Here is a 24,948-nt window from a genome sequence, read left to right as displayed (position 1 = left end):
GCTCGCTCTCGCTGCTATGCGGCAGGCCCACCGCGCTCACCGGCAACGCCGGCGTCCGCACCGGGCCGCCGCTGCGGCTGACCGTAGCGGCGCATAAGGCCCGGCAGCCTTGCGACTTCAGTGTCGCGCAGGACACGCACTGCTTCCAGGGCGTGACGGTTCTTCCCGATCAGGTCGTTCTCCGACTCCGCCTCGACGGCGAAGTTCACACCGAGCAGGTTCGTCGCGTACTTGCACGAGACGTCGGCCAGCGCGACCTTGATCTCTGTGCGGCTGGGTGTCCCGCCGGCCGCCCGGCCCGTCCAGCGGGCATCGGTGGAGGCGGCGTCGGGCCCGCGGTATGAGAGTCCCTTACGTCTCATACACGCCGACCAGGCCGCGTTGACCCGCATGATGCGTCGGTCGCCACGTGAGTCCAGGAAGCCGATGCGGCGGAGCTTGGTCACCAAGTCGTATCCTTTCTCGGCCTCCGCCTCCCCGCCGGGGTGCAGTACGCGCTGCGCCTCACCGGCGCATCCACCGGGCGGCACGGGCTTGTGCCGGTACGTACGGACGCGATGGCCGTCCGCCGTCTGCCCGGACAGCACCGTGCGCTGGTTTTCGGTGAGGCTGCCGATGGGCTGCGGCGCGGCGGATCCCGCTGATGCGCTGCTGAGCCGGTAGCCGTGCACCGCAGCAACGCGGCCGTCACTGATTCCGTATCGTCTCGAGTCGTATTCCGATTGTGTCGCCAACGTGGTGCGGACCTGTTCCGCCGACAGGTTCCGGAGATAGCGGAACCCGTACCGTTGCATGCACACCTGCTGCACACGGTAGGTGAGATAGCCGAGGCGGGCCTGTTGCTCCGGCGTCGGCAGATAGGCGTTCAGGGGCAGACGCAGTTCGGACATGCTGCGGGGGGTGGGCGTGCCCACCGGGGAGGCGACGGCCGGCCGATCGCTGACGTCGGCACATCCAGCGACGGCGCAGCACAGCAGGAACACGGGGGCCAGAAGGGCCCTGCGCCGTGAACGGGAGGCTGCTGCCTGTGTGGCGCGCGGCGAGGTCTTCATGGCTGGCATCTCCTCAGGGAGCGTTGTCCGCCCTCGGAAGGCGGGCGGACAACTCCGGTCCTCGTGTCGTGCGAGAAGGGGGAATCAGGTGCAGGTGTCCACCCGGATCGAGGCTTCGTTGTTGCTCAGACTGCTGTTGAGGTTGCCTGCGTGACCGGCGGTGAGCCAGTTGTTGTCACCCTGGAAGTTCGTGTAGACGAACGTCGCTACGCGGCAGTTGGTCGTGTTGTTGCCCATCGAGGCCGCGTTGTTGCGCACCACCTGGCCGGCGCCGTCCGATCCCGTGCCGTGGTCGCCGAACTTGTTGCCGCCGAGGTCCGTGTCGGAGGACCAGGTCGGCGTCCAGCTCGCCCCGGTGAGTCCCTGGTGGTAGTAGAGGCACATGTAGGTGCCGCACGGCTGCCAGAAGGAGGACCACTTGTCGATGTTGGCGGCCTGGGCCGACGGTGCCAGCCCGATGGCCGCGGTGCTCAGGCATGCCACACCGACAGCGAGTGACGTGGCCCGGTTGCGGAGCTGCCTGACAGACAGGCTCATGCATGTGTCCTTTCGACGTGGGGTGCGGATGCACTCCGGTGGTGCCCGGCGGTCTCCTTGGTCGTGCTGGGGCCGGGCGGTGTTTCGGTCGGGCAAGGTCTGCGTCACCCAGATTGGCGTCCAGGAAGCAGGTGCTCCAGCGGCGGCCAGGAGGTGATGGTTTTCTGGGACGTCCCATGCTGTGACCTGGGCGGATGTGGCACGGGATGCTGTTGTCGCGGGACAGAAGCAGACAGCCGACAGCGCCGAGTCCTCATGTCCGGCTGATGCCTCGTAGCTGCCCGGCACCCCGGTGAGCGCGCTGCGCGCATCGGCGGCGGACCGAAAATCCGCTTCTGTCCTGCGCACCCGGTGTGTTGGTCTGGTATCCATGGGACGTGGGGGAAAGACGGTGATCATGGTCACGGCCGGCGCACTCGCGGCCCTGGCTGCAGGAACGCCACCGGCCACTGCGGAAGCCGCCAACGGCTGCGCCGAACTCGACGTCTGCTTCTACAGGACGGCGAACGACCGGGCGCAGGGGCGACCGACGGCTTCCTACCGGGGCGTGACACGCTTCCCGCAGGAACTGGGCGCGGACGCCTACGGGGCCTACGCGGTGTACAGCGCCCTCGGCGAGGAGAGGGCAATCCTGCACACGACCGCCACGGTCGGCGGCCGTGCGTACGGCATCTGCCTGGCACCCCACGAGCGGAGGGTGCTCCAGCCGGACACCGTGAGCACGGTTCACATCGACGGTAAGGCAGGCTGCTGAGATGCGGTCGGGTACGTCCGCACGGCGGGCCGGAGGCCGCGTGTTCGGTGTCGCCCGGCGCCGGATGTGACGCTGCGTAGGCCCGCGCCCGAGGAGCTTCCGGAGACGCATCGGCGGCTGCTGGAAGAGCTACGGCGCCTCAAGGGCCGCCACGGCTGGACCTTCGCCCAACTCGCCCGGAAGACCGGCTACAGCACCGCCTCGTGGCAACGTTATCTGTCCGGCCGGGCGATGCCCCCGTGGGACGCCGTGGACGCCCTCGAGCGTCTGGCTTCTCAGGGGGACGGCCGGCTGCGGGCGCTGTGGGAATCGGCCACGGCCCCCGTCGCCCGGCAATCGGCATCGCAGCGGACGGCGCCCCTGGCCCGGAACGGCGAGGCGGCCGCCGACGAGGGATCCGGTACGGCCCCTCGCCCGAGGCCCACGACGACCCTGCTCGCCACCCTTCTGGGGACGGCACTGCTGTTGGCCTCGTCGCTGGCACTGCTGAGCCCCTGGGGCGCCGGCACGGCATCCCGCTCCCCGGCGCCCCGAGGAGCGCCGCCGGACGCGCCTGAGTGGCCCTGGCCGTTGCCCACCACGACAGGGCCACCCGCGGGCGCGCCCTGTCTCGGCAACGGCTGCCGGGGCCGGGACCCCTACCGGCTCGGCTGTGACCGGAGCAGCGTGCCGGTGCATGCGGTCAGTGCCGACCACCGCACGCTCACGCTCCGGTACAGCCCGGTCTGCCGGGCTGTGTGGGCGGAGGTCGCCCCCGGCGCCGGGACATCGGGTCTCACCGTCTCCGGCGACGGCGGGGCGGTGACCGCACCCCCCGGAGACGCCCGCACCGGCATGTTGGGCGCCGCACCCGGCCGGGCCAGGGGGAACGTGAACCTGCCCGGCCATCAGGTCGGCGTGTCGGCGGGCACCTCCTGGGTCATCGCTCAGTGAGCGGCCCGGCACACGTGCAGAGTGGCCGCGTCTGAGCGCAGCGGGACGAAGTGCCCGGCGTCGTACACCTCGTAGACGCCCGCGCCGGTGCGGCGCAGCGGCAGGGCGTACCGCTCGCCGACGTACACCTCCCAGGGCGGCCGGGTGACCAGTCTGCCGCTCGCAAAGCCGAAGGTCTGGGCTCCCGTGACCCCGTCGGCGACCAAGCCGTGGTTGCTCTGCCAGACGCGGGTGGCTTCACGGGTACGGGCGTCGTAGCGGCAGGTGACGAAGGCCCGGGAGAGGTAGCCGTCTGCCCAGAGCACGGACTGCCACAGGCCGACGAGGTCACTGCGCGGATGGTCGCGGGCGTCGAGCAGCCTCTCGTCCCGCCAGTCGTCGCCGAGGGCGCCACGACCGGTGACGTACGACGTCACCGGCCTTTCGGTCGCGCTCGCCGGTACGTAGGCCAGCACGGCCGTGACGGCGACGATGAGTGCCCCGCGCAGCGGACGCGGTCCCCATGTCACCCCCATGTCCCGCCTCTACCCAGTGGCGGGAAATGGCAAGCAGTGCACTTCTGCGGCGGGAGCCGGCGACCTTACCGTCGGTGGGCGATTCGTCCGTGACTGATGGGGGTGGGGGCAGGAAATGGGGGCTTGGCGAGATCTACCGGGCGAACTGGAACCTGATGCACAGGTGTTGGTGGACCGGTTGCGGAAGATGAAGGACGACAGCGGGTTGAGTCTCGCGGCCCTGGCCGGGCGAACGCCGTACAGCAAGTCGGCGTGGGAGCGGTACCTCAACGGCAGGGCACTGCCGCCTCGGGAGGCCGTCGAGGCGCTGGGCCGGTTGGTCGACCGCGATGTCGTACCCCTGACAGCGCTATGGGAACTGGCGGAGCAGGCGTGGAACCGGCCGCGAAGCTCGACCGTACCGCAGGCGGAGCCCGGTGAGGAGCCGACGGGCGATGCCGCAGAGCCGGCCGTCCGGGCCAGGCGCCGGCTGCCGTCCGGTATGCGGCTGGCCGGTGCCCTCGCCGTCTCGGCCGCGGTGGCCGCCGGCGCGGCCGCGTTCTCGGCCGCAGGCGGGGATGACACCGCAGGCCGGCCAGCCACCACCACAGACACGGGGACGACTGGCGCGGAGACTGGTCTGGACACACAGTGCTATGCGGACGCCTGCACCGGACTCGACCCGAGGGACACCGGGTGCTCAGGAGACGCCTGGACCTCCGCGCTGGTCCGGGTGGACGGGGTATACGTGGAGCTGCGGTACAGCGACGCATGCCGGGCCGCCTGGGCCCGCATCAGCTGGGGCCGCCCCGGCGATGTCGCGGAGGTGGTCCCCGCGCACGGCAGGCACATGCGCGAGCGGGTGCACTACGACACAGACGTGTTCACCGCCATGGTTCCCGCTTTCGACCCAGCCGGCGTGAAGGCCTGCACACAGCTGCGCTCCGGCCGCCACGGCTGCACGACGCCGGGCGGGCGACGGCACCTGCTCGAGCCCCCCGAGCCGCCGGTGACCGGGTCACCGGCCAGCCCGCCCCGCCCTTCGGCATCGTAAAGCTTCGAGCATCAGCTCGCCGGTAGCGTAGGAGCTGGTGGCGAGGTCGTCGACGATCCGGCGCAGCGCGGCCACCGTGCGCTCCGCCGGCGGATCGGCGGGCTGCGGAGGCGAGGCGGTGCGGACGTCGCGGACGGCCCGGCGGGCCACCGTGCGCACCGCAGGCTCATCGAGGGTCTTCAGGCCGCTGTGGGCGAGCGCGGCGAGGGTCGGTGGGTGATCATCTGCTTCCCGAGGTCCTCCGCGCGGCTAAAGACGGTGATCAGGGCGCGTTGGGACAGGCCATGATCGAGCGCGTCCGCGACCGGGTCGGTGTGTCGCGTGAGACGTCTCGGTGTCGGCGGCGACGGCGCTGTGGATCACGGCGAGGGAGCGGGCGACCTTTAAGGAGCCGGTACGCCTGCGCGCGGCTGATGCCGAACTCCGCCTCGCAGTACGCCTCCCAGCGGGCCTCTTGTCGGACTGCGGACCGTGACTGACCATGCGTAGCAGGCGGTTGACCGGACCGTGACGAGGTGGGGGCTATGTCGACGGGAACGAGCGGGCGGTCATCATCATGCTGATCGCGCTGCCGAGCCCGAGCGGCTCGCGGCCGTCGCGGCGTACGACCGTTCCGGTGCGCCGCTTCGGCTTCTCCTTCTGGGCACCCCCGTTCTTCCGTGCCGCTTCCCGGGCGGTGACCAGGGCCTGGCGCGCGGGGTCGATCCCGCTCAGCTCGCTGCTCGCGCGATCACCGCCCCGGCCGTGTCGCCGTCCAGCGGGCGGGCGGCGAGCTCGGGCAACCGGTCCGCCCACGGCGTGGGCGCGGGCACCGAGGAACGCTCCTACGGCAACAGCGCCAGGCCCGGCCTGGGAGAGGCCGGCTTCGACGCGGCCGAGTGGAAGACCTGGGTCGACGCGGCAGGCGGCGACGTCGCCCAGGCATTACGCGACTGGATGGTCGATACCGGCCGCCCCGAGGCGGGCGCTGCTCTGACCCACCTCGAAGTCCGCGGCTGGATCCCGGCCTGACGTCGCAGACGGGATCGCCAGTGCGGGCGGTACGTCATTTCGATGACGTACCGCCCGTATCTCCTCGTACCGGCCTGCACGGCTGTTGCGCCGCCTGTCACGTGTCTCTGTGACGCTGGCGCCTATAGCGGACTGTGACATGGGCGAAGGCCCCCGAATCCCCTCCGTGAGACGGACGGTACTGGATGGCAGGCCAGGGGGAAGGGCCTGGTTCTGAAATCGGGAACGCCTCAAGGTGAGTGGGATGGCATGGGAACCGCGGTTAGCTCATCACTATGACGGTGGGCTTCTCGGACCCCTGCAGTGCATATGTGGCCTGCGGATCGGCGTTCATGGCTGCGACCCATCCGTTGTAGAAGGCCGTACCTGCTTCCGCGCTCCTGCCCGAGCGGACTTCGAACGAGGCGAATGCCCAGATCGAGCAGACCAGAATGAATTCCTGTGCGGTCGTGTCCCGAAGAGCGGCGGCGCATGCTTTGGACCAGCGCGGGTCGTTGGGTGCGAGACTTTCGCTGACGAAGGACCGCAGGTCGCGATGTGACGTCTGGTGTTGCTTGAAAACCCTGCGAGTGAACTGTCCTTCCACGAAAGATAAGGCGAAGGGGGAATTTACCCACATCCAGCTCCACCCCGGCCCGGTATACCCGTACTGAGATTCCGGGTAGTCGTCGTTTGAAATCACTGTTCTGAACCCGGAGGGGCCATCCATGGGGGCGTCCAGCCTGAGCATGATTCCTCCTGATGTCGCTTCCTTGTGAGCTGTGGCGGCGGGGACGCATGGCTCCCCACGTGCAACTCATGATCCTGTGGAATTTTACCCGGGTGAGCTGCTCCGGGAGCCGTCCGTGGAACACCTTTCGGGGTTACCGCATATGCCCGTAGCGGAAGAGGAAGGTCCGGATCCGAACTGCGAAAACACTAATCAAGTTCGAGTCGCGTTCGACGCCGAGCACTAAAAGACAAGTTTAGTACCTGTTTCTGAATGTCCGGCTCACGCACCGTAAAGGGGCGGAACCAGCCGAGAGTGCGCCTTCGCGAAATATGCGGCGCAGTCTCAAGCGGTGGTGTTGAGGAGGCTGGTGCCCAGCGGGGTCGTGGTGTGGAGGGCGGTGTTGTGGTGGCGGAGGGTGGTGGTCAGCCCGGCGGCGCGTAGAACGGTCGCGTGCTGGCTGGCGCTGGCCGGGGAGATACCGGCATGGCGGGCGAGTTCGGTGGTGCTGCTGCCGGGATGATGGGCGATGGTCCACAGCACGATGGCCCGGGTGTGGCCGAGGAGCGTGGTCAGGGAGTCGGGGACGGTACTGAGGACCCGTGCGGTCTCCGTTGGCGGCAAAGCGAGGTCTGTGTCGTCACGGCGGATAGGGTAGGTCAGATACGGCTGGGGTTCGGCGCTCACGCCCAATACAGGGGATGCGACCCCGAAGAACGACGGAATCAGCAGCAGGCCGCGGCCGGAGAGATGAATGTCGTCGTCTGCACCGTCGGCCATGGTGAGTTCCAGAACAGGCGGCTTCCACTTCATGTGGCGGGGGTTGAGTCCGGGCAGCAGGGTATGGAGTCCGCCGTGGGCGGCCTGACGTCTGCGCAGCGCTTGGTCCGCAGCGCTGAGGGCATCGATGCGCTGCTGGTAGGGAGTGATGACGTGCTGGTGCACGTGAGCTGCGACATCGGTCAACTCCAGCAGCAGCTCTTTGTCACTGCCGAGTGACTGAGTCCAGGTCGGCACCGGCCGCTGATGGTCGCGGCCGGCCCAGACCTCCATGTCCTTCCGGAGCCGGGCAGCAGGCATAGCCCGGATCTGATCCAGCGCCTCTTCGATGTGCTCGGCCGCCGGGTGGGCGAGGAAGCCCACCGACCAGCAACACCCTGAACAAGTGGGCAGCAGGAACCTCCGACACCCTGGCCCTGGGACTGATCACGGAGGCGATCGGGCTACGGATCCCCACCGTCGCGCTCCCCCACTGGAACGACGCCCAGGACAAGCACCCCGCCGTACCGCGAAGCGTCGAGACCCTGCGCACCGCCGGCGTCACCATCCTGCTCGGCGAAGGCGGGTTCACCCCGCACAAGCCACGGCACGGCAACCTGGACGCCTACCCATGGCAGGCCGCCATCGACGCGCTGCCTGTGCCCTGACCCGGAGCGGTCCTCTTCCGATACTCCCCGAGGGCCAGATTCAGCTGCAGATAGGCGCTGACTGTTGGCATACGCCAGGTGGTGGCACCAAAGTCACTGTTGAGGACGTCGAGGATGGCCTGGGCACCTCGTCTCCGCCGACCTACCGTGGGGTCCAACAGACACAGCCGGCCCCGTCCGTGAATCGCGGGCGGGGCCTTCGCGTGTCTGGAGCCGCAGACCGCTATCGCAACCCGTAGCGGCCGCCTGACCGGTGTTCCGCTCGGTCCTCAGCGCGTGATTCGTCGTCCAGGTAGGACATGGCGTAGCCGCGTTCGTCTCAAGCCGGTGCGGCGGTTACGCCGTCTGCTCCAGAGGCGCTGGGCGCGCACCGCCTCGATCGGCGGCGGCCAGCCGCCGGTCATCACCGACGACATGCTCCACACCGTGCTGCGGCGCCGCGCGGGCGGCGAGTCCGTCGAGCAGATCCAGCCCGACCTGATCATCCGGCAAGTGCGAGGAACACAACCCCTCCGTCGCCAGCATCTACCGGGCGCTCGCCGAGCACGCCAAGCGCGAGGCGTACCTCGAAGCCGTCGAGGCCGCGCACGCCGACTTCGCCGCCCTCCAGGTCGGTGAAGTCCCCGGACCCCGCCCCGCTGTTCCTGACCGAGCGTCACTCTGATTACAGAGAGCTACCTGCCGCTTCGCCGTAGCTTCGGTAGAACAAGGCCGGAGCGGACCGTAGTTGGCCATAGACGCAGTAAAGGCCGACCGCCCGAAGGCTGTCAGCCCTGTACGCGCGCAGTGGGTGCCCCACACCCTCTGTCGGCCCGGACAGACCACCAGTCTTCCGTACATCGGTGCGAACCTCCGCAGTCCGTTGAGGTCAACGTACCCCAGCCTGGGGTGCTGCGGTCACGATTGCGGGTGATGGACTGCAGGACCACCCGATCAAGTTTGGACGCGAGAAAGCCCCCGTGCATTTCTGCCCGGGGCTTCCCAGCTCTTCCCCTGGCTGCCGGCGGGCGGGTCGTGGGGGGCGCCTCTCAGCCGAAGGCGGCACGCTCGCTGTCAGCCGGCGGGCGGCGCCTGGCCGCGGAGTTGCTGCACGGTCCGGGTGATCCTGCCGGCCCGGATCGACCGCTCCTGCGTGACGCTCGCCTTCCGCACCATCGTCTGGGCTGCAGAGAACGGTGTACTTCTGACGAGGATGTTGTAGCCGGTGTCCTTGTAGGGGCTGTCTGGGGCGAAGCAGTGTGCGGTCCGGTCGGTGGTGTCGCCGGCCGGGGTTGCGGTGTGGCCGTGTTCGTGCCAGATGCAGCACCAGCGGCACCACACGCGGAGGGTTTGCTGGCCGCTGTCGTGGTCTTGGATGAAGCCGGGAAGGACGGGGCTGTTCTCGCTCATCGGGCCTCCAGGGCTGCATCGGCTGTGGAGCGTGCTGGGCGGCAGTGTGCACCCGGATCGCGTTCGCACCGGACGGCCCGGCCGGGGTGCCGTGGGAAGGCGCCTTATGGGGTTGTAGGCGGGCACTGAGGCGTGGTGCCGGATCCGAGCCTCTGTGCGCCCTGCACGCCCTCTCCACGGGCGCGGCGGGCACGCCGCACGGTCGACCCCATGGGGGCGACTGCGGAACGATGTGCGGGGCGTGGGGATGGCACGGACTGCCCGAACGAGGAGGAGGAGGAGGTACTGGTGGATGGGGTCCGGTGCGAGGAGTGCCTGTATTACTGGGAGCTGGACGCTACCGAGCCGGAACGCCGACTGGTGACGGATGACGGGCTGACCCGGCCACACGGGGATCCGCGGGAGGCAGGGCCGGGGACAGCGGCGTAGCCGGGGTAAGGCCCGGCCGCCGGGGGGGAGCCGGGCCACAGTCGGTCAGGGCAGGTCCGGAATGCACAGGCCGGCCCCATGGCCGATCTGCACCACGTCCATCTGGCTCAGGACCGAGCAGCAGAGCCGGCTAATGGTGCCGCCTTCGCCAAGGATTTCACCGCGACCTGGCAGCGGGTCGACCGGCTGTGCCGGGTCCAGCCGGCCGGCCGTGCCATCTGGACGCGTCATGGCGACGCCATGCTCTTGTCGGAGTTCCTGCTTACCCTAGTCGTCGAAGTCGCTGTCCGCGGCCTCGACCTGGCTGATGCACTCGGACGCGAACCCTGGCTCACCTCGTCAGCCGGTGACGCCGTACTGGAGCTGCTTCTCGGCGCAGAGCAGATGGCGGCCGCCGACAAGTTGGGTTGGAGCCAGCCGCACTTCATGCGCAAAGCTACCGGCCGTGAGCCGTTGGACGAAACAGAGGCCGCGCAGATCGAACAGCTCGGCATTCGATGGCTCGCTCGGAATGATTGCTGCCGACATTTGGCAAGTGCCGGCCGTCAGCAGGATGCGCCGAAGCTGGGCCGTCTCTGGGCCGTCCGAGGTCGCTCGACAGTGGCCAAGGACGACAAACGACGATCACCGGGCGCACGAACCCATTACTTCTGAGCAGGTGAAACGCAGGTCGCCAAGATCCTCGGCAAGACCCAGGGCAAGAAGAAGCAGGTTCCGTGATCATGCATCCCACCTGCGCTTTCGGCGCGGATGGGAGGCATTTTCCGTGCCGCCTGCGACTCCCTCCCGGCTACGCTCGCGCGGGAGCGCCCCGCGGCGCGTGGCTGCGGGGCGCCTTGTGGGGTTCAGTCGATCCGCTCGCCGTCGTACGTACCGCCCTTGCAGAGGTTGTCCGTCAGATCGGCCGTTCCGCCGCCTTGCTTGCACTGAGAAGGGCTGACGTCGGATGGGGCACCCTGTGCGGTGGCGGCGGTGGCGGTGGCGGCGCCTGTGAGGCCGAGTCCGGCGAGGGCTGCCGTGGCGATGACGGCGGCGAGGATTCGTCGAATGCGCATTTGGTTTCCCTTTCACGGATTGCCTCGGTTGGGGCACTAGCCAGCTTGATCTTCACCCATGTGGGTGGCATGTCATGTTGGGCCATTCGGGTGACAGTGCGGTCGGGTGCGGGGTCGGTGACGCGACCCGTCGGACAGGCCCTGGAACGACGAGACCACCCCGCCCAACGTGGTCGTCCGCGTCGGTCAGCGGGTGCGGAGAGCGGTGGTGTACACGTCCGTACGGTTCTGCGGTGCGCCGGAGTGGGTCTCGGTGAGCACCGCCCGTACTCCCTTGCCGTCCGCCACCAGGCCTTGGTAGTCGCCGAGGAAGAAGCCCCCGGCGAACGGTGCCTGCAGCCAGTCGAAGACCCGCGAGATCCGTCGTTCGGTCCGGAGCTTCGGGTTTCCGTGCCGCAGCGTGGCCAGTTGGTAGGCGGTGGGCAGGGTGGTGGTGTCGCCGGGCCTGAGGAAGCGCAGGTCGTAGTAGGTGAGCGCGACCGTGCCCCGCTCGTCGACCGCGATCGACGGTGAGAACGCCGGAACGCCCTTGGGGTTGATCAGCTCCGGGGTCCCCCAGGTGCGTCCGCCGTCGGTGGACCGCACGAGCTGGACGGAGTCGAACCTGCCGCCGGAGAAGTCCGAGCCCTCGTAGGCCATGTACAGCGTGCCCGTCCTGGGATCGACGGCCGGGCTCGGCACGGTGGTCCCGTCGCGCAGCAGTTTGGTGGGGTCGTTCGGGTCGACCTCCGGTACGGAGGTGTCCCGGGCCACGGTGACCGGGGCGCTCCAGGTCTCTCCGGCGTCGGTCGAGGTAACCACCTCGTAGCGGGCCTCGACGACGGTGCTCAGGTCGTCGGAGTAGGTGATCCGGTCGAAGAAGTCGTACAGGGTGCCGGTGCGCCGGTCGACGACGATCTGATGCCCGATGGTCTGGGTGTTGGGAACGGTGCTGGTGTCGACGAACGGCCGGGCCTTGCTCCAGGTGCGGCCGCCGTCGCGGGTGAGGGAGATGTAGCCGGGACCGTCGAGGGAGCTGGGGCCGGGTGGGTCGTTGTCGAGGCGGTTCCAGACCTGGTAGGCGGTGCCCTTGCGGATCGGGTCGGCGGTGAGTGTGGGCTTGTCGTTGAAGAACGGCTGCTCGTCGACGTGCGTGGTCGTGAGGTTCTGCCAAGTGCGGCCGCCATCACGGGACGTGACTGCCAGGAGGGCGCTGCGCGTGCTCTTCGTGAAGTCGACGCCCTCTCCGCCGGCGTAGACCGTGCCGTCCGGTCCGGTGCTCACCCAGGGGTCGGTGGCCCGTTCGTAGTCCGCGCCGCCGGGGGCGCACAGGCTGAACGGCAACGTGCTCCGGTGGAAGGTGCGGCCGTCCCTGGTCCAGCCGGCCACCAGGCCACGGGCGCCGCCGTCGTTCCAACGGTCCTGCTGGAACACGGTAACCACGCGCTTCGGGTCGCGCGGATCGACGGACAGGTACGGCTCGACCTCGGTGCCCGGGTAGACGACGCTGTCGGGGGACCTCGCGCCGATGGTGCACTTCGCGTACGGGTCGTCCTGGGACACCCTGACCAGTGGTGTGCCGTCGGGGTTCCGGTCTGCCGCGGCGGGAGTCGTGCCGGTGGCCGTGACGAGCAGGAGCGCGGCGGTGGTGACGGCGGTCGGGGGCAGGACGACGCGCATGCGGGATCTCCTCCGGGCCTGGCGGCCGGGGTACGGGAGGTGGCCGGGGCGCGGAGGTGTACCGGAACGCGAGGCTGGGGCGACTCCGCTTGATCCTTTTCGGCGTTGCATCCGGTGCCCTTGATGGGCCGAACGACGGAGTCATCCCCGGGGTCGTCGAGGAGCACGGCGGAGGCGGCCCGGGGGGGCCCGTGCCGGTCGGGTCCGTTGTGGTGGGGTTAAGGGGGCGTCTCGTAGGCCCCGGAGAGGGCCGTGGGCCGCGTGCCGGTCGGCGATGCCGACGGGATCGGCCTTGGCGCAGACGGTGGGTGGGGCGGGATGACCTGCTGGATCCGTCATGCCGACCATCCTCACCCGGCTTGACGAAAGAGATTGGGGCACCTCCCCCCCGGCTGCCCAGGACGGGCGGGGGAGAGGGTGCGACGCTGGAGTGAGGGACCCGCCAGTGGAGGTCCGAGTGTGTCTCATCCGGTTCGGGGCCCTCTTCTCGGCCTGGCGACCATGTCCCGGTGCGGCTCGATGTGAGCCCGCCGGCCGGGGCACCACCGATCGAGCGTCGCCAGGCGGCCTTACCGCGTGGATCCGGCCCGCCGGGACCAGGACCGCGCGACCAACCCGGAAGGCAGGTGCTTCCCATGCGCACGTCGACCCGTATCGCCGGTGCCCTCACCGGCCTCACCCTCACCCTCGGCGGTGCGGTCCTCGCCGCTCCCGCGGTCCGGGCGGACATCCCCGCCTGCACGCAGATGGCCGAACTGGCCGGTGCCACCGCTTCCGACTCCGTCACAGCGGCCTGCAGCCGTGGCGTGGTCGGAGACCTGCAGGGTTGTGTGACCGGGCTGACCGGGGCCGGAGTGGCGGGCGGTGCCGCGACCGGTGCCTGCCGGGCGGCGGCCCACGAACCGCGTTAGAGGACCACGCGCGGCAGGCACCAGCCGGTACCGGACATCGGCATCGCCCCGCTCCTGCCGACGCACACGCGGCGTACCGATGCGGCCGGTCGAGGTCGGTGACGTCATGCCTCTCCGGGGCCGGGCAGTCGCCGCCCGGGCGCGGTGCCCGGCCTTGCCTCGCGGGCGCGCTTCGTCGTCCCAGAGCCGGAGCCGGGCCTGTAGCGAGGGAGACTCAGCTAGAAGGCGAGGGTGCGCCGAGCCGACGGCGCTGGGCAAACTACTCCCGGGTGATGAGTCCTGCGCGGAACGCTTGTTCCCACTGGGCTTCCAGATGATCGTCGTTTGGATCTTCTTCCCGGAAATCGGTCTCCCAGGAGTCGAGGTCGTCGACCGGCTCGGGGTCCGCCCAGGGATCAGGTTCGTAGGAGATCCCGCAGTCCGGGCTGTGTGGCCCGTAGTCGTCCCGATCGCGGTGGTCAGTCAACGTCCCGTCCCTTCTGCGTGCCCACGAGCCTCGCCACTGGGCCATGAGCGTACTGTTCCAGGCAAGTGGACCGTGTGCCTGAACGCCCCTATGGCAACCTGTAGGTTCTCGCGACTCGTGTCGGAAGCCGCGCTCTTGGCCTGCGACTTCGCTCCCCGTCTCACGACGTGCCGGACGCTGATGTCTCAGGCTCGTGTCGTCTTCTCGACGGCCCGCCTTCCCGTTCGAGATGCGCAGTCATCGACGGGGGACGTTGATGATGCGTCCCGTCGAGGAAGGGCGCATCCTCGCGGCCCGAGGGCGGGGCGAGCCACTTGCGGGAGCAGCCGGTCGGGTCGTCATGGGCGGGGTGAGTGCGGCGGTGGGGTCGTACGAACTGCACGTACCGGTGAATATGGTCAGCGGTGTGCCACATACGGCTGACGGAACGGGATCCGGAGCCCGACGGCGGGGCCACGCCCGCCGACAGCGCCGTCCGCCTGGCGAGCCCGTCGCGAGCAGGGTCGGTCGTCACGACCGGGCATTATTTCGGGCGTGACGCACCCCCCGTAAAAAGAACACCGGTTCTGCTTGTAGACTGTCACAAGCAGAACCGTCGTTCTTTTTACGGGGGAACCGCGATGCCTCGGCTCACCGACGCGCGCAAGGAACTCCGGCGCGCCCAGATCGCTGAGGCCGCCGTACGCTGCTTCGGCCGCAACGGCCTGGAGCGGACCTCGATCGCCGACATCATCGCCGAGTCCGGGCTCTCGGCCGGCTCGATCTACGCGCACTACCGCAACAAGGCCGACCTGGTCCAGGCAGCCGCCCGCGAGGTGCTCGCCGAGCGCGCCAAGGTCCTTGGCGAGTACGCCGCGAGTGACACCCCGCCCGCCCCCGACGAACTGCTCGCCCGCCTGATCGCGGCGATCGACCCCGCGGAGGCCCGGGTCGGCGTGCAGACCTGGGGCGAGGCGACCACCAACCCGGCCATCCGCGACATCGTCGTCGACATGACCGACCGGATGCACGCGATGCTGCACGACTGCGTCACGGCGTGGCTGGTCAAAGCCGGGCAGCACGAGCCGGCCGAGGCCCGGGAGAGCGCCACCCCGATCGCCCACCGGGTGATGGCGCTCTATCAGGCCGAACTGCTGTACACCGCCTTGCAATCACCGACCGAGGAGACAGCGTCATGACCACCTCGACCGCTTCGTTCGCCGGCCGCACCGTTTTACGCGTCGGTTACGGCGCGTTGCAGCTTGAGCGCCTGCACGACCGCCGCGGCGAGGCCGTCGCGCTACTGCGCCGCGCGGTCGAGCTGGGCGTCGACCATGTGGACACCGCCGAGTTCTACGGCTTCGGTTTCGCCAACGACGTGATCCGCGAAGCACTGCGCCCCGAGGACGGCGTCCTGGTGGTCACGAAGGTCGGCGCCGACCCCAACCCGGGCGGGCGCGTGCCGTTGCGTCTGGCGCAGCGGCCCGAGCAACTGCGCGCCAGCGTCGAGGACAACCTGCGCAGCCTCGGCGTCGACCGGCTCTCGGTGGTCAACCTCCGCCGCCTGGACACCGGCCCGGGCCTGCGTCCCGAGGGTGACCAAGTGGTCGACCTCGACGACCAGCTCGCGGTGATGACCGCCCTGCGCGACGAAGGCAAGATCGGCGCGATCGGCCTGAGCAGCGTCACCCTCGACGGCCTGCGCCGCGCCCTGCCGGCGGGCATCGCCTGCGTGCAGAACGCCTACAGTCTCGTCTGCCGCGACGACGAAGACATGCTGCGGCTGTGCGCGGCCGAGGGCATCGCCTGGGTGCCGTTCTTCCCGCTCGGCGGGGCCTTCCCGGGCCTGCCCAAGGCGACCGACGAGCCGGCGGTGCACGCCGTGGCCGAGTCCCTGGGCGTCACGCCCTCCCAGGTCGGCCTCGCTTGGCTGCTGCACCACGCCCCACACGTGCTGCTCATCCCCGGCACCGCCGACGCCGCCCACCTCGAGGCCAACATGACGGCCGGCGAGATCGCCTTCGACGCCGCGGCCCTCGCCACCCTCGATGCCGTCGCGTCCCGCTCCAACGAGGTCCCCATCGGCTGACCGCAACCATCGGGACCCAGGTCGCGACCACACGCCGGACACCCTGACGAAAATCCCCGGCCGCGCCGGGGACCCGTACTTCACCATGCTCTAAGGACGGATCATGAAGGCGATCATTTACAGCGACAACGGCGGCCCCGACGTTCTTCGGCTCGTCGACCGTGACCTGCCCGCGCCCGGCCCCGGCGAGGTTCGCGTCCGAGTTGCCGTGTCCGGGGTCAACCCGACCGACTGGCAGGCCCGCTCCCGCGCCACCCCCAAGGGATTTGCAGAGGTCACCCCGCACCTGGACGGTGCCGGCACGATCGACGCCGTCGGTGAGGGGATCGACCAGGGCCGGATCGGCCAGCGGGTCTGGCTGTTCATGGCCGCCGCCGGGCGGCCCACCGGTACCGCCGCCGAGTTCACCGTCGTGCCCGCCGAACGGGCCGTGCCGCTGCCCGACGAGGCCGGCTTCGACGTCGGCGCCTCACTCGGCGTCCCCGCGCTCACCGCGCACCGCGCGCTCACCGTCGCCGAGGACGGGCCACGCCGGCTGCGGCCCGGGGCGCTCGACGGCAGAGTGGTACTCGCCGCGGGCGGGGCCGGGGCGGTCGGGCACGCGGTGATCCAGCTCGCCCGATGGGCCGGCGCCATCGTGATCAGCACGGTCAGCGGCCCGGAGAAGGCCCGGCTGGCCACCGCCGCCGGAGCCCACCACGTGATCAACTACCGCGAGGACGACCCGGCCGCCGAGATCCGCAAGATCGCCCCGGACGGCGTCGACATCGTCGCCGAGGTGGCGCTCGGCGCAAACCTCGCACTGGACCTGGCCGTGCTGCGGACACGCGGCACGATCGCAACCTACGCCAACGACGGTGGTAAGCCGGTCAAGCTGGACGTGATGCAGAACATGGTGCTGAACGCACGCTTCCAGTTCCTGGTGCTCTACACGGCCGGACCGGGGGCGCGCGCCAAGGCCGCCCAGGACGTCGCCGCCGCAGTCCGCGACGACGCCCTGCCGGTCGGCGCGGAGCACGGCCTGCCGCTGACCCGCTTTCCGCTCGACCGCACCGCCGACGCGCACCGGGCCGTGGAGAGCGGTGCCGTCGGCAAGGTCCTGGTGGACGTCGCGCCGTGACGCCCAGCGCCGTGCGATCCACCCGCCATGGCGGGGATTGGCGCCCCCGCAGCGAGATGGACCGTCGAGCCGGTGACCTGGACTGTCTCACGGCTGGCGTCGGATCCGACAACCATCCGACCCGTCCGTGAGACTCCGACACGGAACCTGAGATCCCGCACAACCATGACTTAAGAAGTCCGACGTTCGCACCAGTGGCCACCACTCTCCGTTTTCCATTCAACAAGGTGGTTGGCCCGTGGATTTCACGCCAGGCGTCAAATACGCTGCACGGAAGCGTCCGACATCTTCCATACGGCCTTGGTCTACGCCTCACCTTGGCCGCTTCCGCTCGCCGATCTCCCGCCGGCCTGCCGGATGACCTCGCCGAGCGTCTCGATCGCCATGCGGACGAGCAGGCGGCTTGCCTCGGCCCTGAAATCCGCGCCCTCGTGGCCTCCGCCGCCCTAGCGGACTTGCCGCTGGCGCAGTTCCGGGAGTGGATCAAGACGAGGAAGTTGCCGGTCGACCGCGCGCTGCTGCACACGGCCTACTTCGACGACCCGGACGTCCTGGCCTTGATCAGCCTTCGTATCGAACGACACATGGCCAAGCCGCCGCGGGGCGGTGAGGCTCAGGCGGCCGCCAGTCCGAAATTGACCGCTTGGCTCGACCAGAACGCTGTGGAGGTGGCGGCCCGCCTGACGGACTTCCGTACGCGGGTGCCGGACTGAGCAGCACCTTGGCCGGGCCGATTGACCCGTCGCACCGTTGGTTCCTGGCCCTGAGCCCGCGCGTCCTGCCCACCGGCTGAGCTGCTCCGGGACCTGGTGGCTAAACGATCCAGCCGTGGCCCTGAAGGAAATCGGTGTCCGGCCGGCGTGGAGGAAGACCGGCACTGCCCGGCGCATCCACGACGCCCTCCTTGCCACACGCAACGAGCCGTACGTCACGCTCACGGTCAACCCAGCCGCTGGGGACGGAAAGGTCCACGCGCTGTACAGGTCGTGGAGGTACGAGGACATCGGGCAGAGCCAGCCGTCACCGGCCTCGCCGGTCCTCACTGTGATGGTCCGCGCCTGTCACTGACCGGCACCCGCGACATGCCGGCGGTACCGGACGACGCGGCCTGGACGCGGCGGCCCCGTCCACATACAGCCCCGCCCGGCTGGGGCCGTCGAGCGTGGGCCGCAGTCCGTATGGGTCATGGCGTCCCGGGCCGCGTGCGCCAGCGGCCTTCCCCCGGACGCCAAGGGCTGCCTCCGCCTCGACGATGGTGTCGAAGACCTGCAGAACCTGGTCGACGCCCGTCATCTCCAGGATCCGCCGCAGCGCGGCCGGTACACATGCCACCACCAGCGCAGTAGTGTCGGTAGCGTTTGTTAACCGCTTTTAGGGGGACGGCGATGGCCGGACAGAGCCGGAATTCGAATCAGGACGACGAGCATGGGATAGGTCTGTTCGCGGCGTTGGACATGCTGCGGAGGGAGCTGGCGGAGGCTCAGCGCGAGGCGAAGTCAGCGGGGGTAACGTTCCCGGTCGAGTCCGTCACGGTCGAGTTGCAAGTGGGCCTGACACGGGGGAAGGACGGCAAGGTGGGCTTCAAGGTGCCGTTCCTCGGCGCGGAGGTGGGCGGTTCGGGGAGCATCGCGCGGGAGACGGTACAGACCGTCACGCTGGTGCTGGGGACGCCACAGGACAGAGACGGCGAGCCGATAAAGGTGGCTGACGAGGACGAGGACTGGAAGAACTAGGAGGGGCGACGAGCTGTGTCGATGGCGCGGTGTGTGGTGGAGGTTATCGCGGAGTTTGAAACCAGTCCCCGCTACCGCTACGGGTCGGGGCTGCTGGTCGGCAGAGAGGTGCTGACGGCTGCGCACGTGGTTGCCGGTGCGAATAGCGTGAGTGTGCGTGGGCCGGACAAGGTCGAGCGGCCGGCGCTGCTCAAGGGCGCGTTGATCGGCGACCCGAACGGCTGCGACATGGCGCTGCTGCCGGTGCCGGACGGCGACGAGGCGACAGGGGTGGAGCTGGCCTTGGTGCGCCGGGACGGGCCGGGGGGCGAGATCGTCGCGGACTGCTGGTCGGTGGGCTACCCGGTCTCCCAGGAGGTCCACAGGGACGCGCCCGTGCCCAGCCGGATCGTACGGGAGACGGTGGAGGTGAGGGGCTGCATTCCACCGCTGAGCGGTCTGGTGGAGGGGCTACTGTCACTCAAGGTCACACACGAACCGCGTGCGTTGCCGGAGCAGAGGATACGCGCGGGGGAATCGGAGTGGTCCGGCATGAGTGGGGCGCCGGTCTTCGCGGGTGATCTCCTTGTGGGGGTGGTGGGCGAACACGCGTCGGCGCGCGGCACCTCGGACCTCTCGGTCGTCCCCTTCTCACATCCGGATGCCGCACCGTGGCTGCGTCGGCTCGGCGTCACGGATCAGGGCGCCCTGCCGATGGTGCCCCGGCTCGCCGCACTCGTCGCCGACGCACAGCTGCCACCGCGGCCGCCTCCAAGTTCGTTGTTGCGGGGAGAGTTCGGGATCGTCCCGTTCCACGGGCGGGAGGACGAGCTGCGATGGCTCACCGAGTGGTGCCAGGACGCGGGCCAGGCGTCGGTGCGGCTGGTCACCGCGCCCGGTGGCCAAGGCAAGACCCGGTTGGCGCGCGAGCTGTGTCTCCGCATCGGACCGGAGTGGACGGCCGGGTTCGTACGTCCCACGGCGACAGAGGAGGAGATCGCCGCGCTGGCCCGGCGTCGCGGGCCCTGCCTCCTGATCGTGGACTACGCGGAGACGCTGGCTCCCCAGATCAGGACGATCGTCAACGCCTTCACGACCGCGCCGCGCCTGCGCCTGCTCCTCCTGGCTCGCTCAGTCGGCGACTGGCTGGACAAACTGCGAGAGGACGCCGACGAGTCGCTGGCCGCGCTGCTGCTGGGCGCCGACGAGCTGGCGCTGGAGCCGTTGCCACCGGATGTGGACGACCGCCGGGCAATGTTCCGGCAGGCCCGTGACGCGTTCGCCGACCGCATCGGCATGGACTCGGCGACGGTACCGCCCCCGCCCGACCTCGACGAGACGCGCTACGGACTGACGCTCACGCTGCACATGGCCGCCTTGGCCGCGCTGCTCGACGCCGCAGACGACGGCGGCAAGCCCGACGCCCACCCCACCCGGCGCGACCCTGCCGTCCGGGTCCTCGACCATGAGCGCAGGTACTGGCGCCGCGCCGCCGCTGCCTTAGACCTCGACCTGGGCACGGAAATCCTCGACCAGGTGGTCGCCGTCGCCACGCTCTACGCGCCGGCTGACCGCGATGCCGCCAACCGCCTGCTGACGCAGGTCGGCGACCTCGGCGATCAGCCGCAGCTGGTCCGTAGCCGCTGTCTTGCCTGGGCCGCACAGCTCCACCCCGGCGACCGGCCGCTGTCCCCACTCCAGCCCGATCTCCTCGGCGAGGAGCACGTCGCCCGCGTGCTCCGGCAGACACCCGAGGTTGTCGAGGCTCTGGCGCCCGTGGCGAAGGAAGGCGAAGTCCACCAGGCTCTCCGTGTCCTGGGCCGTGCCGCTCCACGTCACGACCACCTCGTCCCGCTTCTTACACGCCTGGTGCACCTCGACCCCGCCCTCCTGCCTCTCGCGGTGGAGGTCGCAGTCGAACTCCGCGAGCCTGGACCGCTCGTCGCCGCGATCGCGGAGGACATGTCGCCACTGGACGATCCGGTCATCCTGCTCAGGGTGATCAACGCGCTACCGACCAGGACCGTCGCGCTGGCGGATCTGGCACTGCTGGCGCACCAGAGGCTGGTGGACGTCCTGGGACCGGTCCTCGACGAACACTCCGAGTTCGTCGGGACGCTGGTGGATCTCGGCCGCCGGTTCTATCACGTCGGCGCCTACGATCAGGCCCTCGCCGTCGGGCGGCGGGCGGTCGCCGCGCTGGACGGCGCACCTGATTCGGCGTCGCGAGGTGACGACCTGGTACTGGCGCGAAAGGTGGTGGCTGACGCTCAGGTGGCCCTGGGCCACCCCGAGCAGGCGCTCGCCGCGGACCGCGCGGCCGTCCGTCACTACGAGCGGCGTTATGACACCGACCCGGCCGGCTATCGGGTGGCACTGGTTCACGCCCTGTGCGATCTGTGGAGGGGCCTGACGGCCCGGCAGCGGCATCGGGAAGCGCCGAGGCACAGCGCTCGGCTCCTCAATCTCGTACGGGAGATGTCCAGCGACAGTCACCCCGAGTCGCAGGTGGGCATCGCCCGGTCGCTCCAGAGCGTCGCCGACGCCATGCTGGAGACAGGCAACATCGACCAGTCAATAGCCCTCGCCCGGGAGTCTGTACGCCTCGCGCAGAGCCTGGCCGCGTGGCGCCCGGATGCCTACCGGAGCACGCTCGCGTCCGCGCTGGTCGGCACCGCCGGCATCCTGGTGCACTGCGGACGCCCCAGGGAGGCCGAGGAACTGGCCCGTGAGGCCGTCGAGATACGCGAGGTCCTCAGCGCTCGGCGGCCAGAGCGCTACACCTCGGAGTCCGTCAGCGCTCGCGACCTCCACGCGGGGATCTTGTTCGATCTCGGTCATACGGCGGAGGGCTTCGACGCGATGGTCACCTGCATCCACGAGCTGACGCCGCACCTGATACGCCATCCCGAGGCACACCTGTCCCAGACCGTGCACCTGATCGGCAATCTCGCCGCCGCCGCGACGCGAAGTGGCCGCTACCATCCCGCCTTGGAGCTCCTGGACGACATGGAGAACTGGTGCCGGTCCGCTTCGGAGGAATCAGGCCATCCACCCTTCCCCCACACCAAGCGCCAGCGCCTGCTCGGGGCGATCCTCGCCACCCGCTGCACCATTCAGCAGGACGCCAAGCAGTACGCCGACGCCGTACACAGCGGGGAGCAGGCCGTGGCCGCGCTTCGCGCGTCGATGGCCGAAGACCCCACAACCTCCGAGACACGCGCCGACCTCGCGGTGGTCTATGCCGACCTCGCCCTGGCCCAGGGACATAGCCAGCAGCTGGCCGCCTGCCTGGAATCGGCAGCCAAAGCGGTAGAGACGATCAGTGCGTCCCAGGACGCACGCCATGCCCAGAGAGTGAACATCGCAGTCGCGGTAACCTCGCTCGTCCGCGTCCTCCTGAACGCCGGGGAAGACGTTGCGGCGGAGAAGTACGCGCGCCGAGCAGTGGACATGCTCCGACCAGAGGCCGTCCTGAATCCCGCCAAGCGCGCTGAACTGGCCATAGCGCTACACCATCACGCGGCGACTCTGAATCGCGTCGGCTCCCCACGCAGAATCCACGTGATCAATGAGGTCATCAACCTGCGGAGCCGACTCGCCGAAGAGAATCCGTCGCCGCAGGCGCAAGAGGACCTGGACCTGGCGTTGCGTTTACGAGGCAGCATGCTGCGACAGAACGACGACATGACGCGGGACATGAGAGGCACGTCAACGCCAGCCGAGGCCGCGCTCGCTACCCCGCGCAAGGCGTCGTGCCCCTGCGGCTCCGGCCGGAGGTACAAGCGCTGCTGCGGGCGGTCGCCCGGGTAACCCCGTTCTGCCTGCGGCCCGAAGTCCGCGGCGCCGCGTGTACGCCCCAAGAGACACGCTTACGGCGTGCTCATCCGGCTCGCCCCCCGTGGTGCGCCAAGAAACGATCCCTCGGCCGCAGGTGAGAACGTCCCACATGCGTGAGCGATGCGTGAGCGGACTGAGTGAGACGAGCCGTCACACGCTGGTTCTTCCCCCCGGTACCGCATAGCGCTGAACAGGCAGAACAGCGCTACGCGGCACAGCCGCGCATCACCCGGCAAGGATCCAATCCCACTCCACCAGCAGGGCATCGCGCTGCCGGTCCTCCACCAGCTCGACCGGACACACTTCGTCCGCCAGCCACATGATCAGCTGGTCCTCATCCGCCCGTGTCGCGGGACGGAACCTCAGCGCCTCCCGGATCTGCTTGCGGTGGTTCTTCGCGGAACGGCTGGCCAAGTCGTACTTCGCGAACTCGGCCGCCGGCACCTTCACCAGCCCTGCGACGTAGTCCACCGCGGCCTGCGGAATCTCCTCCAGAAGATCGGGGAACCGGCCCTCCAGCTCGAAGAACTTCAGCATCAGGCAGAAGCCGAGCCGCGTCGTCCCCGCCTTGTTCGCCACCAGATCCCAGTCGCTGTCCACCAGCGTCCAGCACGCGACCACGTCTTCCGGCGACCACTCCTGCCGCACGGGAAACGGCATATCTGACTACCTGAAAGCTACCCGGTGGTTACTTTTCCCCTGGGGGCAGAGGTAGGAGTCCGGGGCCATGGCCACTGGCCGTGCTCCCCGTACGCTGTGGTCAGCGCCATCTCCAGCCGGCGTCCGAAGACATCCCGCCCAGGTCCGTCGGACGCGAACTTGTGGCTGACGGACGGGAGGCGGGCGACGGACGTGTAGGTGGTCACGTCCAACAGGGTCGGGCGCCGGCCGTCGTTGCGATGGGAGCTGAGGGCGACATGCCACCATCCGGACTAAAACGCCGTTTCTTATGGCTCGGGTGAGGGCTGAGCGGCCTGGGGAAAGCCCAACTGGTCCAGCAGCACGCTGAAGAGGTCCTCCGCAAAGGTGTCCCGCGAGCGCAGTAGCTCTTCGATCCCGGACTGCTGCGCTGTGGCTGGGATGCCAGCCGCTGCAGCCCAAACTAGGGCGCCTTCAGCGCCGGCTGGAACATCCACCTCGAGCTCCGCGCGCTTGCGCCTCACAGCCTCGTTGAACTCGGGTGTACCCGCCCACAGGCTCGCGTCGTCCAGGTCCTCTGGTTCCTCGGTGAGGAGTGCCGCAGCGTTGTCCAGGTTGAGCCACGCCTGCCAACGCTGCCCGTTGGTTCCCAGCCCGGTCACGAGGGCAATATCGCTATCAAAGACGTCTGCGACGCAGGCCGGTGCGCCGGTCCATCCGACCAGGGCGGACAGGTAGGCGTCCTCCCATAGTCCGTGATCGAACTGGAGGGTCTGCCAACCACCCGGTCGCGGCCACCACGCATGCACGGTGTCCTTCAGCTCGTGGCTGATGCTGTTGAACACGGGTGCTTCCAGCAGCGGACGCTTGCTACGGGCAAAGACCAGGTGACCCGAAAATCCCACGGACCCTCCTCCTTGGAGACGTTGCGCGCACCTTACGGGCTACCACCGACAGAGCAGGCTTGGGCCCGCTCAGCTGCTGAGTCGGCGGTAGCCGATGAGGGCGGCAGCTATGCCGACGAAAGCGAGGAAGTGCTCGGCCTTGCGCTCGTAGCGGCGGTGCAGGCGTCGGCATCCGGCGAGCCAGGACACGGTTCTCTCGACGACCCAGCGATGACAGCCCAGGCGTGTCGAGGACTCAATGCCTTTGCGAGCGATCCGGTGGCAGATGCCCCTCTTGCGCAGCCAGCGCCGCAGGTGGTCGTAGTCGTATCCCTTGTCGGCATGGAGCTTGGCGGGACGCCGGCGACGCGGACCGCGACGGGAACGGATGGGCGGGATCCCGCGGACCAGCGGCTTCAGGCCGAGACTGTCGTGCATGTTGGCGCCGGAGATGCCCAGCGACAGAGGCAGTCCATTCCGGTCTGTGATCAGGTGGATTTTCGATCCCGGCTTGCCACGGTCGGTCGGATTCGGTCCGGTCAGCGGCCCCCTTTTGCCGCCCGCACGCTGACGGAGTCGATCGCGCACCGCGACCAGTCCAGCTCACCTCTGGCACCGAGCTCGTCCAGGACGACCCGGTGCAGCCTGGCCCAGACCCGCTCCCGGCTCCACTGGGCGAAGCGCCGGTAGACGGTGGGGGCCGGGCGGGGGGGGGGCGGGGGCGGGGGGCGCCCGGCGCGCGGCCGGGGGGATCGCCCCCCCGGCCACGAAGCGGAACGAAAAACGAAAAAACAAACAACACAAC

Annotated in this window: 23 protein-coding genes and 2 pseudogenes; 13 read left to right on the top strand and 12 right to left on the bottom strand. The window is 69.4% G+C overall.

Annotation, left to right across the window (positions count from 1 at the left end; genetic code table 11):
* Nucleotides 1–14: 14 nt before the first annotated feature.
* Together ABZ937_RS41005 and ABZ937_RS41000 are read right to left on the bottom strand one after the other, a co-directional pair.
* On the bottom strand, nt 15–1,052 hold the full coding sequence (locus tag ABZ937_RS41005) for a hypothetical protein (protein ID WP_361700291.1): 1,038 nt from the start codon (nt 1,050–1,052) through the stop codon (nt 15–17).
* An 84-nt stretch (nt 1,053–1,136) separates the two neighbouring features.
* Nucleotides 1,137–1,589: a hypothetical protein gene (locus tag ABZ937_RS41000; protein ID WP_361700288.1), complete on the bottom strand. Its 453-nt coding sequence runs from the start codon at nt 1,587–1,589 to the stop codon at nt 1,137–1,139.
* A 370-nt stretch (nt 1,590–1,959) separates the two neighbouring features.
* Here ABZ937_RS41000 and ABZ937_RS40995 point away from each other — a divergent pair, with 370 nt between their 5' ends.
* Together ABZ937_RS40995 and ABZ937_RS40990 are read left to right on the top strand one after the other, a co-directional pair.
* Nucleotides 1,960–2,343: a hypothetical protein gene (locus ABZ937_RS40995; RefSeq protein ID WP_361700285.1), complete on the top strand. Its 384-nt coding sequence runs from the start codon at nt 1,960–1,962 to the stop codon at nt 2,341–2,343.
* A gap of 66 nt (nt 2,344–2,409) precedes the next feature.
* Entirely contained in the window at nt 2,410–3,276 is an 867-nt protein-coding gene (locus ABZ937_RS40990; protein ID WP_361700282.1) for a helix-turn-helix domain-containing protein, read from the top strand.
* Here ABZ937_RS40990 and ABZ937_RS40985 read toward each other — a convergent pair.
* Complete coding sequence (locus tag ABZ937_RS40985) at nt 3,270–3,791, bottom strand: peptidoglycan-binding protein (RefSeq protein ID WP_361700280.1); 522 nt, start codon at nt 3,789–3,791, stop codon at nt 3,270–3,272. The genes ABZ937_RS40990 and ABZ937_RS40985 overlap by 7 nt on opposite strands.
* A gap of 115 nt (nt 3,792–3,906) precedes the next feature.
* Between ABZ937_RS40985 and ABZ937_RS40980 the strand changes: the two genes are divergently transcribed.
* Nucleotides 3,907–4,824, top strand: a complete 918-nt coding sequence (locus tag ABZ937_RS40980) for a DUF2690 domain-containing protein (protein WP_361700278.1) — start codon at nt 3,907–3,909, stop codon at nt 4,822–4,824.
* A gap of 744 nt (nt 4,825–5,568) precedes the next feature.
* Nucleotides 5,569–5,835 (top strand): hypothetical protein, encoded by a 267-nt coding sequence (locus ABZ937_RS40975; protein WP_361700275.1) that lies wholly within the window; start codon nt 5,569–5,571, stop codon nt 5,833–5,835.
* Between the two features lie 262 nt (nt 5,836–6,097).
* Here the strand turns inward: ABZ937_RS40975 and ABZ937_RS40970 are convergent, their stop codons facing one another.
* The 3 genes from ABZ937_RS40970 to ABZ937_RS40960 all read right to left on the bottom strand — a co-directional run bounded on the left by ABZ937_RS40970 (nt 6,098) and on the right by ABZ937_RS40960 (nt 9,360).
* Nucleotides 6,098–6,565 carry a hypothetical protein gene (locus tag ABZ937_RS40970; RefSeq protein WP_361700273.1) on the bottom strand — a complete coding sequence of 156 codons (468 nt, stop codon included), beginning with the start codon at nt 6,563–6,565 and terminating at the stop codon, nt 6,098–6,100.
* Nucleotides 6,566–6,889: 324 nt separating this feature from the next.
* A complete protein-coding gene (locus tag ABZ937_RS40965; protein ID WP_361700271.1) occupies nt 6,890–7,687 on the bottom strand; it encodes a winged helix-turn-helix domain-containing protein in 798 nt (265 codons plus the stop codon).
* Nucleotides 7,688–9,024: 1,337 nt separating this feature from the next.
* Nucleotides 9,025–9,360 carry a hypothetical protein gene (locus ABZ937_RS40960; protein ID WP_361700269.1) on the bottom strand — a complete coding sequence of 112 codons (336 nt, stop codon included), beginning with the start codon at nt 9,358–9,360 and terminating at the stop codon, nt 9,025–9,027.
* 507 nt (nt 9,361–9,867) lie between these two features.
* Here ABZ937_RS40960 and ABZ937_RS40955 point away from each other — a divergent pair.
* Nucleotides 9,868–10,443: a hypothetical protein gene (locus ABZ937_RS40955; protein ID WP_361700267.1), complete on the top strand. Its 576-nt coding sequence runs from the start codon at nt 9,868–9,870 to the stop codon at nt 10,441–10,443.
* A gap of 191 nt (nt 10,444–10,634) precedes the next feature.
* Here ABZ937_RS40955 and ABZ937_RS40950 read toward each other — a convergent pair whose 3' ends face one another.
* Both ABZ937_RS40950 and ABZ937_RS40945 read right to left on the bottom strand, forming a co-directional pair.
* On the bottom strand, nt 10,635–10,844 hold the full coding sequence (locus ABZ937_RS40950) for a hypothetical protein (protein WP_361700265.1): 210 nt from the start codon (nt 10,842–10,844) through the stop codon (nt 10,635–10,637).
* Between the two features lie 186 nt (nt 10,845–11,030).
* A complete protein-coding gene (locus tag ABZ937_RS40945) occupies nt 11,031–12,503 on the bottom strand; it encodes a sialidase family protein (protein ID WP_361700262.1) in 1,473 nt (490 codons plus the stop codon).
* A 635-nt stretch (nt 12,504–13,138) separates the two neighbouring features.
* Here ABZ937_RS40945 and ABZ937_RS40940 point away from each other — a divergent pair.
* Entirely contained in the window at nt 13,139–13,414 is a 276-nt protein-coding gene (locus ABZ937_RS40940; protein ID WP_356303668.1) for a hypothetical protein, read from the top strand.
* Nucleotides 13,415–13,673: 259 nt separating this feature from the next.
* Here the strand turns inward: ABZ937_RS40940 and ABZ937_RS40935 are convergent, their stop codons facing one another.
* On the bottom strand, nt 13,674–13,880 hold the full coding sequence (locus ABZ937_RS40935; RefSeq protein WP_361700259.1) for a hypothetical protein: 207 nt from the start codon (nt 13,878–13,880) through the stop codon (nt 13,674–13,676).
* Between the two features lie 620 nt (nt 13,881–14,500).
* On the opposite strand from ABZ937_RS40935, the gene ABZ937_RS40930 reads away from it, so the two are divergent.
* From ABZ937_RS40930 to ABZ937_RS40900, 7 genes and pseudogenes are all read left to right on the top strand, one after another.
* Complete coding sequence (locus tag ABZ937_RS40930; protein WP_361700257.1) at nt 14,501–15,058, top strand: TetR family transcriptional regulator; 558 nt, start codon at nt 14,501–14,503, stop codon at nt 15,056–15,058.
* On the top strand, nt 15,055–15,948 hold the full coding sequence (locus ABZ937_RS40925; protein ID WP_361700254.1) for an aldo/keto reductase: 894 nt from the start codon (nt 15,055–15,057) through the stop codon (nt 15,946–15,948). The genes ABZ937_RS40930 and ABZ937_RS40925 overlap by 4 nt, the downstream gene beginning before the upstream one ends.
* Nucleotides 15,949–16,051: 103 nt before the next feature.
* Nucleotides 16,052–17,068: an NADPH:quinone reductase gene (locus ABZ937_RS40920; protein WP_361700251.1), complete on the top strand. Its 1,017-nt coding sequence runs from the start codon at nt 16,052–16,054 to the stop codon at nt 17,066–17,068.
* Nucleotides 17,069–17,262: 194 nt separating this feature from the next.
* The gene (locus ABZ937_RS40915; RefSeq protein WP_361700249.1) at nt 17,263–17,781 is read left to right on the top strand and encodes a hypothetical protein; all 519 of its coding nucleotides are present in this window, start codon (nt 17,263–17,265) and stop codon (nt 17,779–17,781) included.
* Between the two features lie 109 nt (nt 17,782–17,890).
* A pseudogene (locus tag ABZ937_RS40910) lies at nt 17,891–18,136 on the top strand (GNAT family N-acetyltransferase); the annotation flags it as partial.
* A gap of 317 nt (nt 18,137–18,453) precedes the next feature.
* On the top strand, nt 18,454–18,801 hold the full coding sequence (locus ABZ937_RS40905; RefSeq protein ID WP_361700247.1) for a trypco2 family protein: 348 nt from the start codon (nt 18,454–18,456) through the stop codon (nt 18,799–18,801).
* 21 nt (nt 18,802–18,822) lie between these two features.
* Nucleotides 18,823–22,593 carry a trypsin-like peptidase domain-containing protein gene (locus ABZ937_RS40900; protein WP_361700302.1) on the top strand — a complete coding sequence of 1,257 codons (3,771 nt, stop codon included), beginning with the start codon at nt 18,823–18,825 and terminating at the stop codon, nt 22,591–22,593.
* Between the two features lie 252 nt (nt 22,594–22,845).
* Here ABZ937_RS40900 and ABZ937_RS40895 read toward each other — a convergent pair whose 3' ends face one another.
* From ABZ937_RS40895 to ABZ937_RS40885, 3 genes and pseudogenes are all read right to left on the bottom strand, one after another.
* Nucleotides 22,846–23,268 carry a DUF4158 domain-containing protein gene (locus tag ABZ937_RS40895; RefSeq protein ID WP_361700245.1) on the bottom strand — a complete coding sequence of 141 codons (423 nt, stop codon included), beginning with the start codon at nt 23,266–23,268 and terminating at the stop codon, nt 22,846–22,848.
* Between the two features lie 299 nt (nt 23,269–23,567).
* Nucleotides 23,568–24,164 (bottom strand): hypothetical protein, encoded by a 597-nt coding sequence (locus tag ABZ937_RS40890; protein WP_361700243.1) that lies wholly within the window; start codon nt 24,162–24,164, stop codon nt 23,568–23,570.
* Between the two features lie 69 nt (nt 24,165–24,233).
* A pseudogene (locus ABZ937_RS40885) lies at nt 24,234–24,838 on the bottom strand (IS5 family transposase); the annotation flags it as partial.
* Nucleotides 24,839–24,948 lie beyond the last annotated feature (110 nt).

The sequence above is a fragment of the Streptomyces sp. NPDC046727 genome (assembly GCF_040645635.1).
Classification (GTDB): Bacteria; Actinomycetota; Actinomycetes; order Streptomycetales; family Streptomycetaceae; genus Streptomyces.
This window is presented reverse-complemented; position numbering and strand designations above follow the sequence as displayed.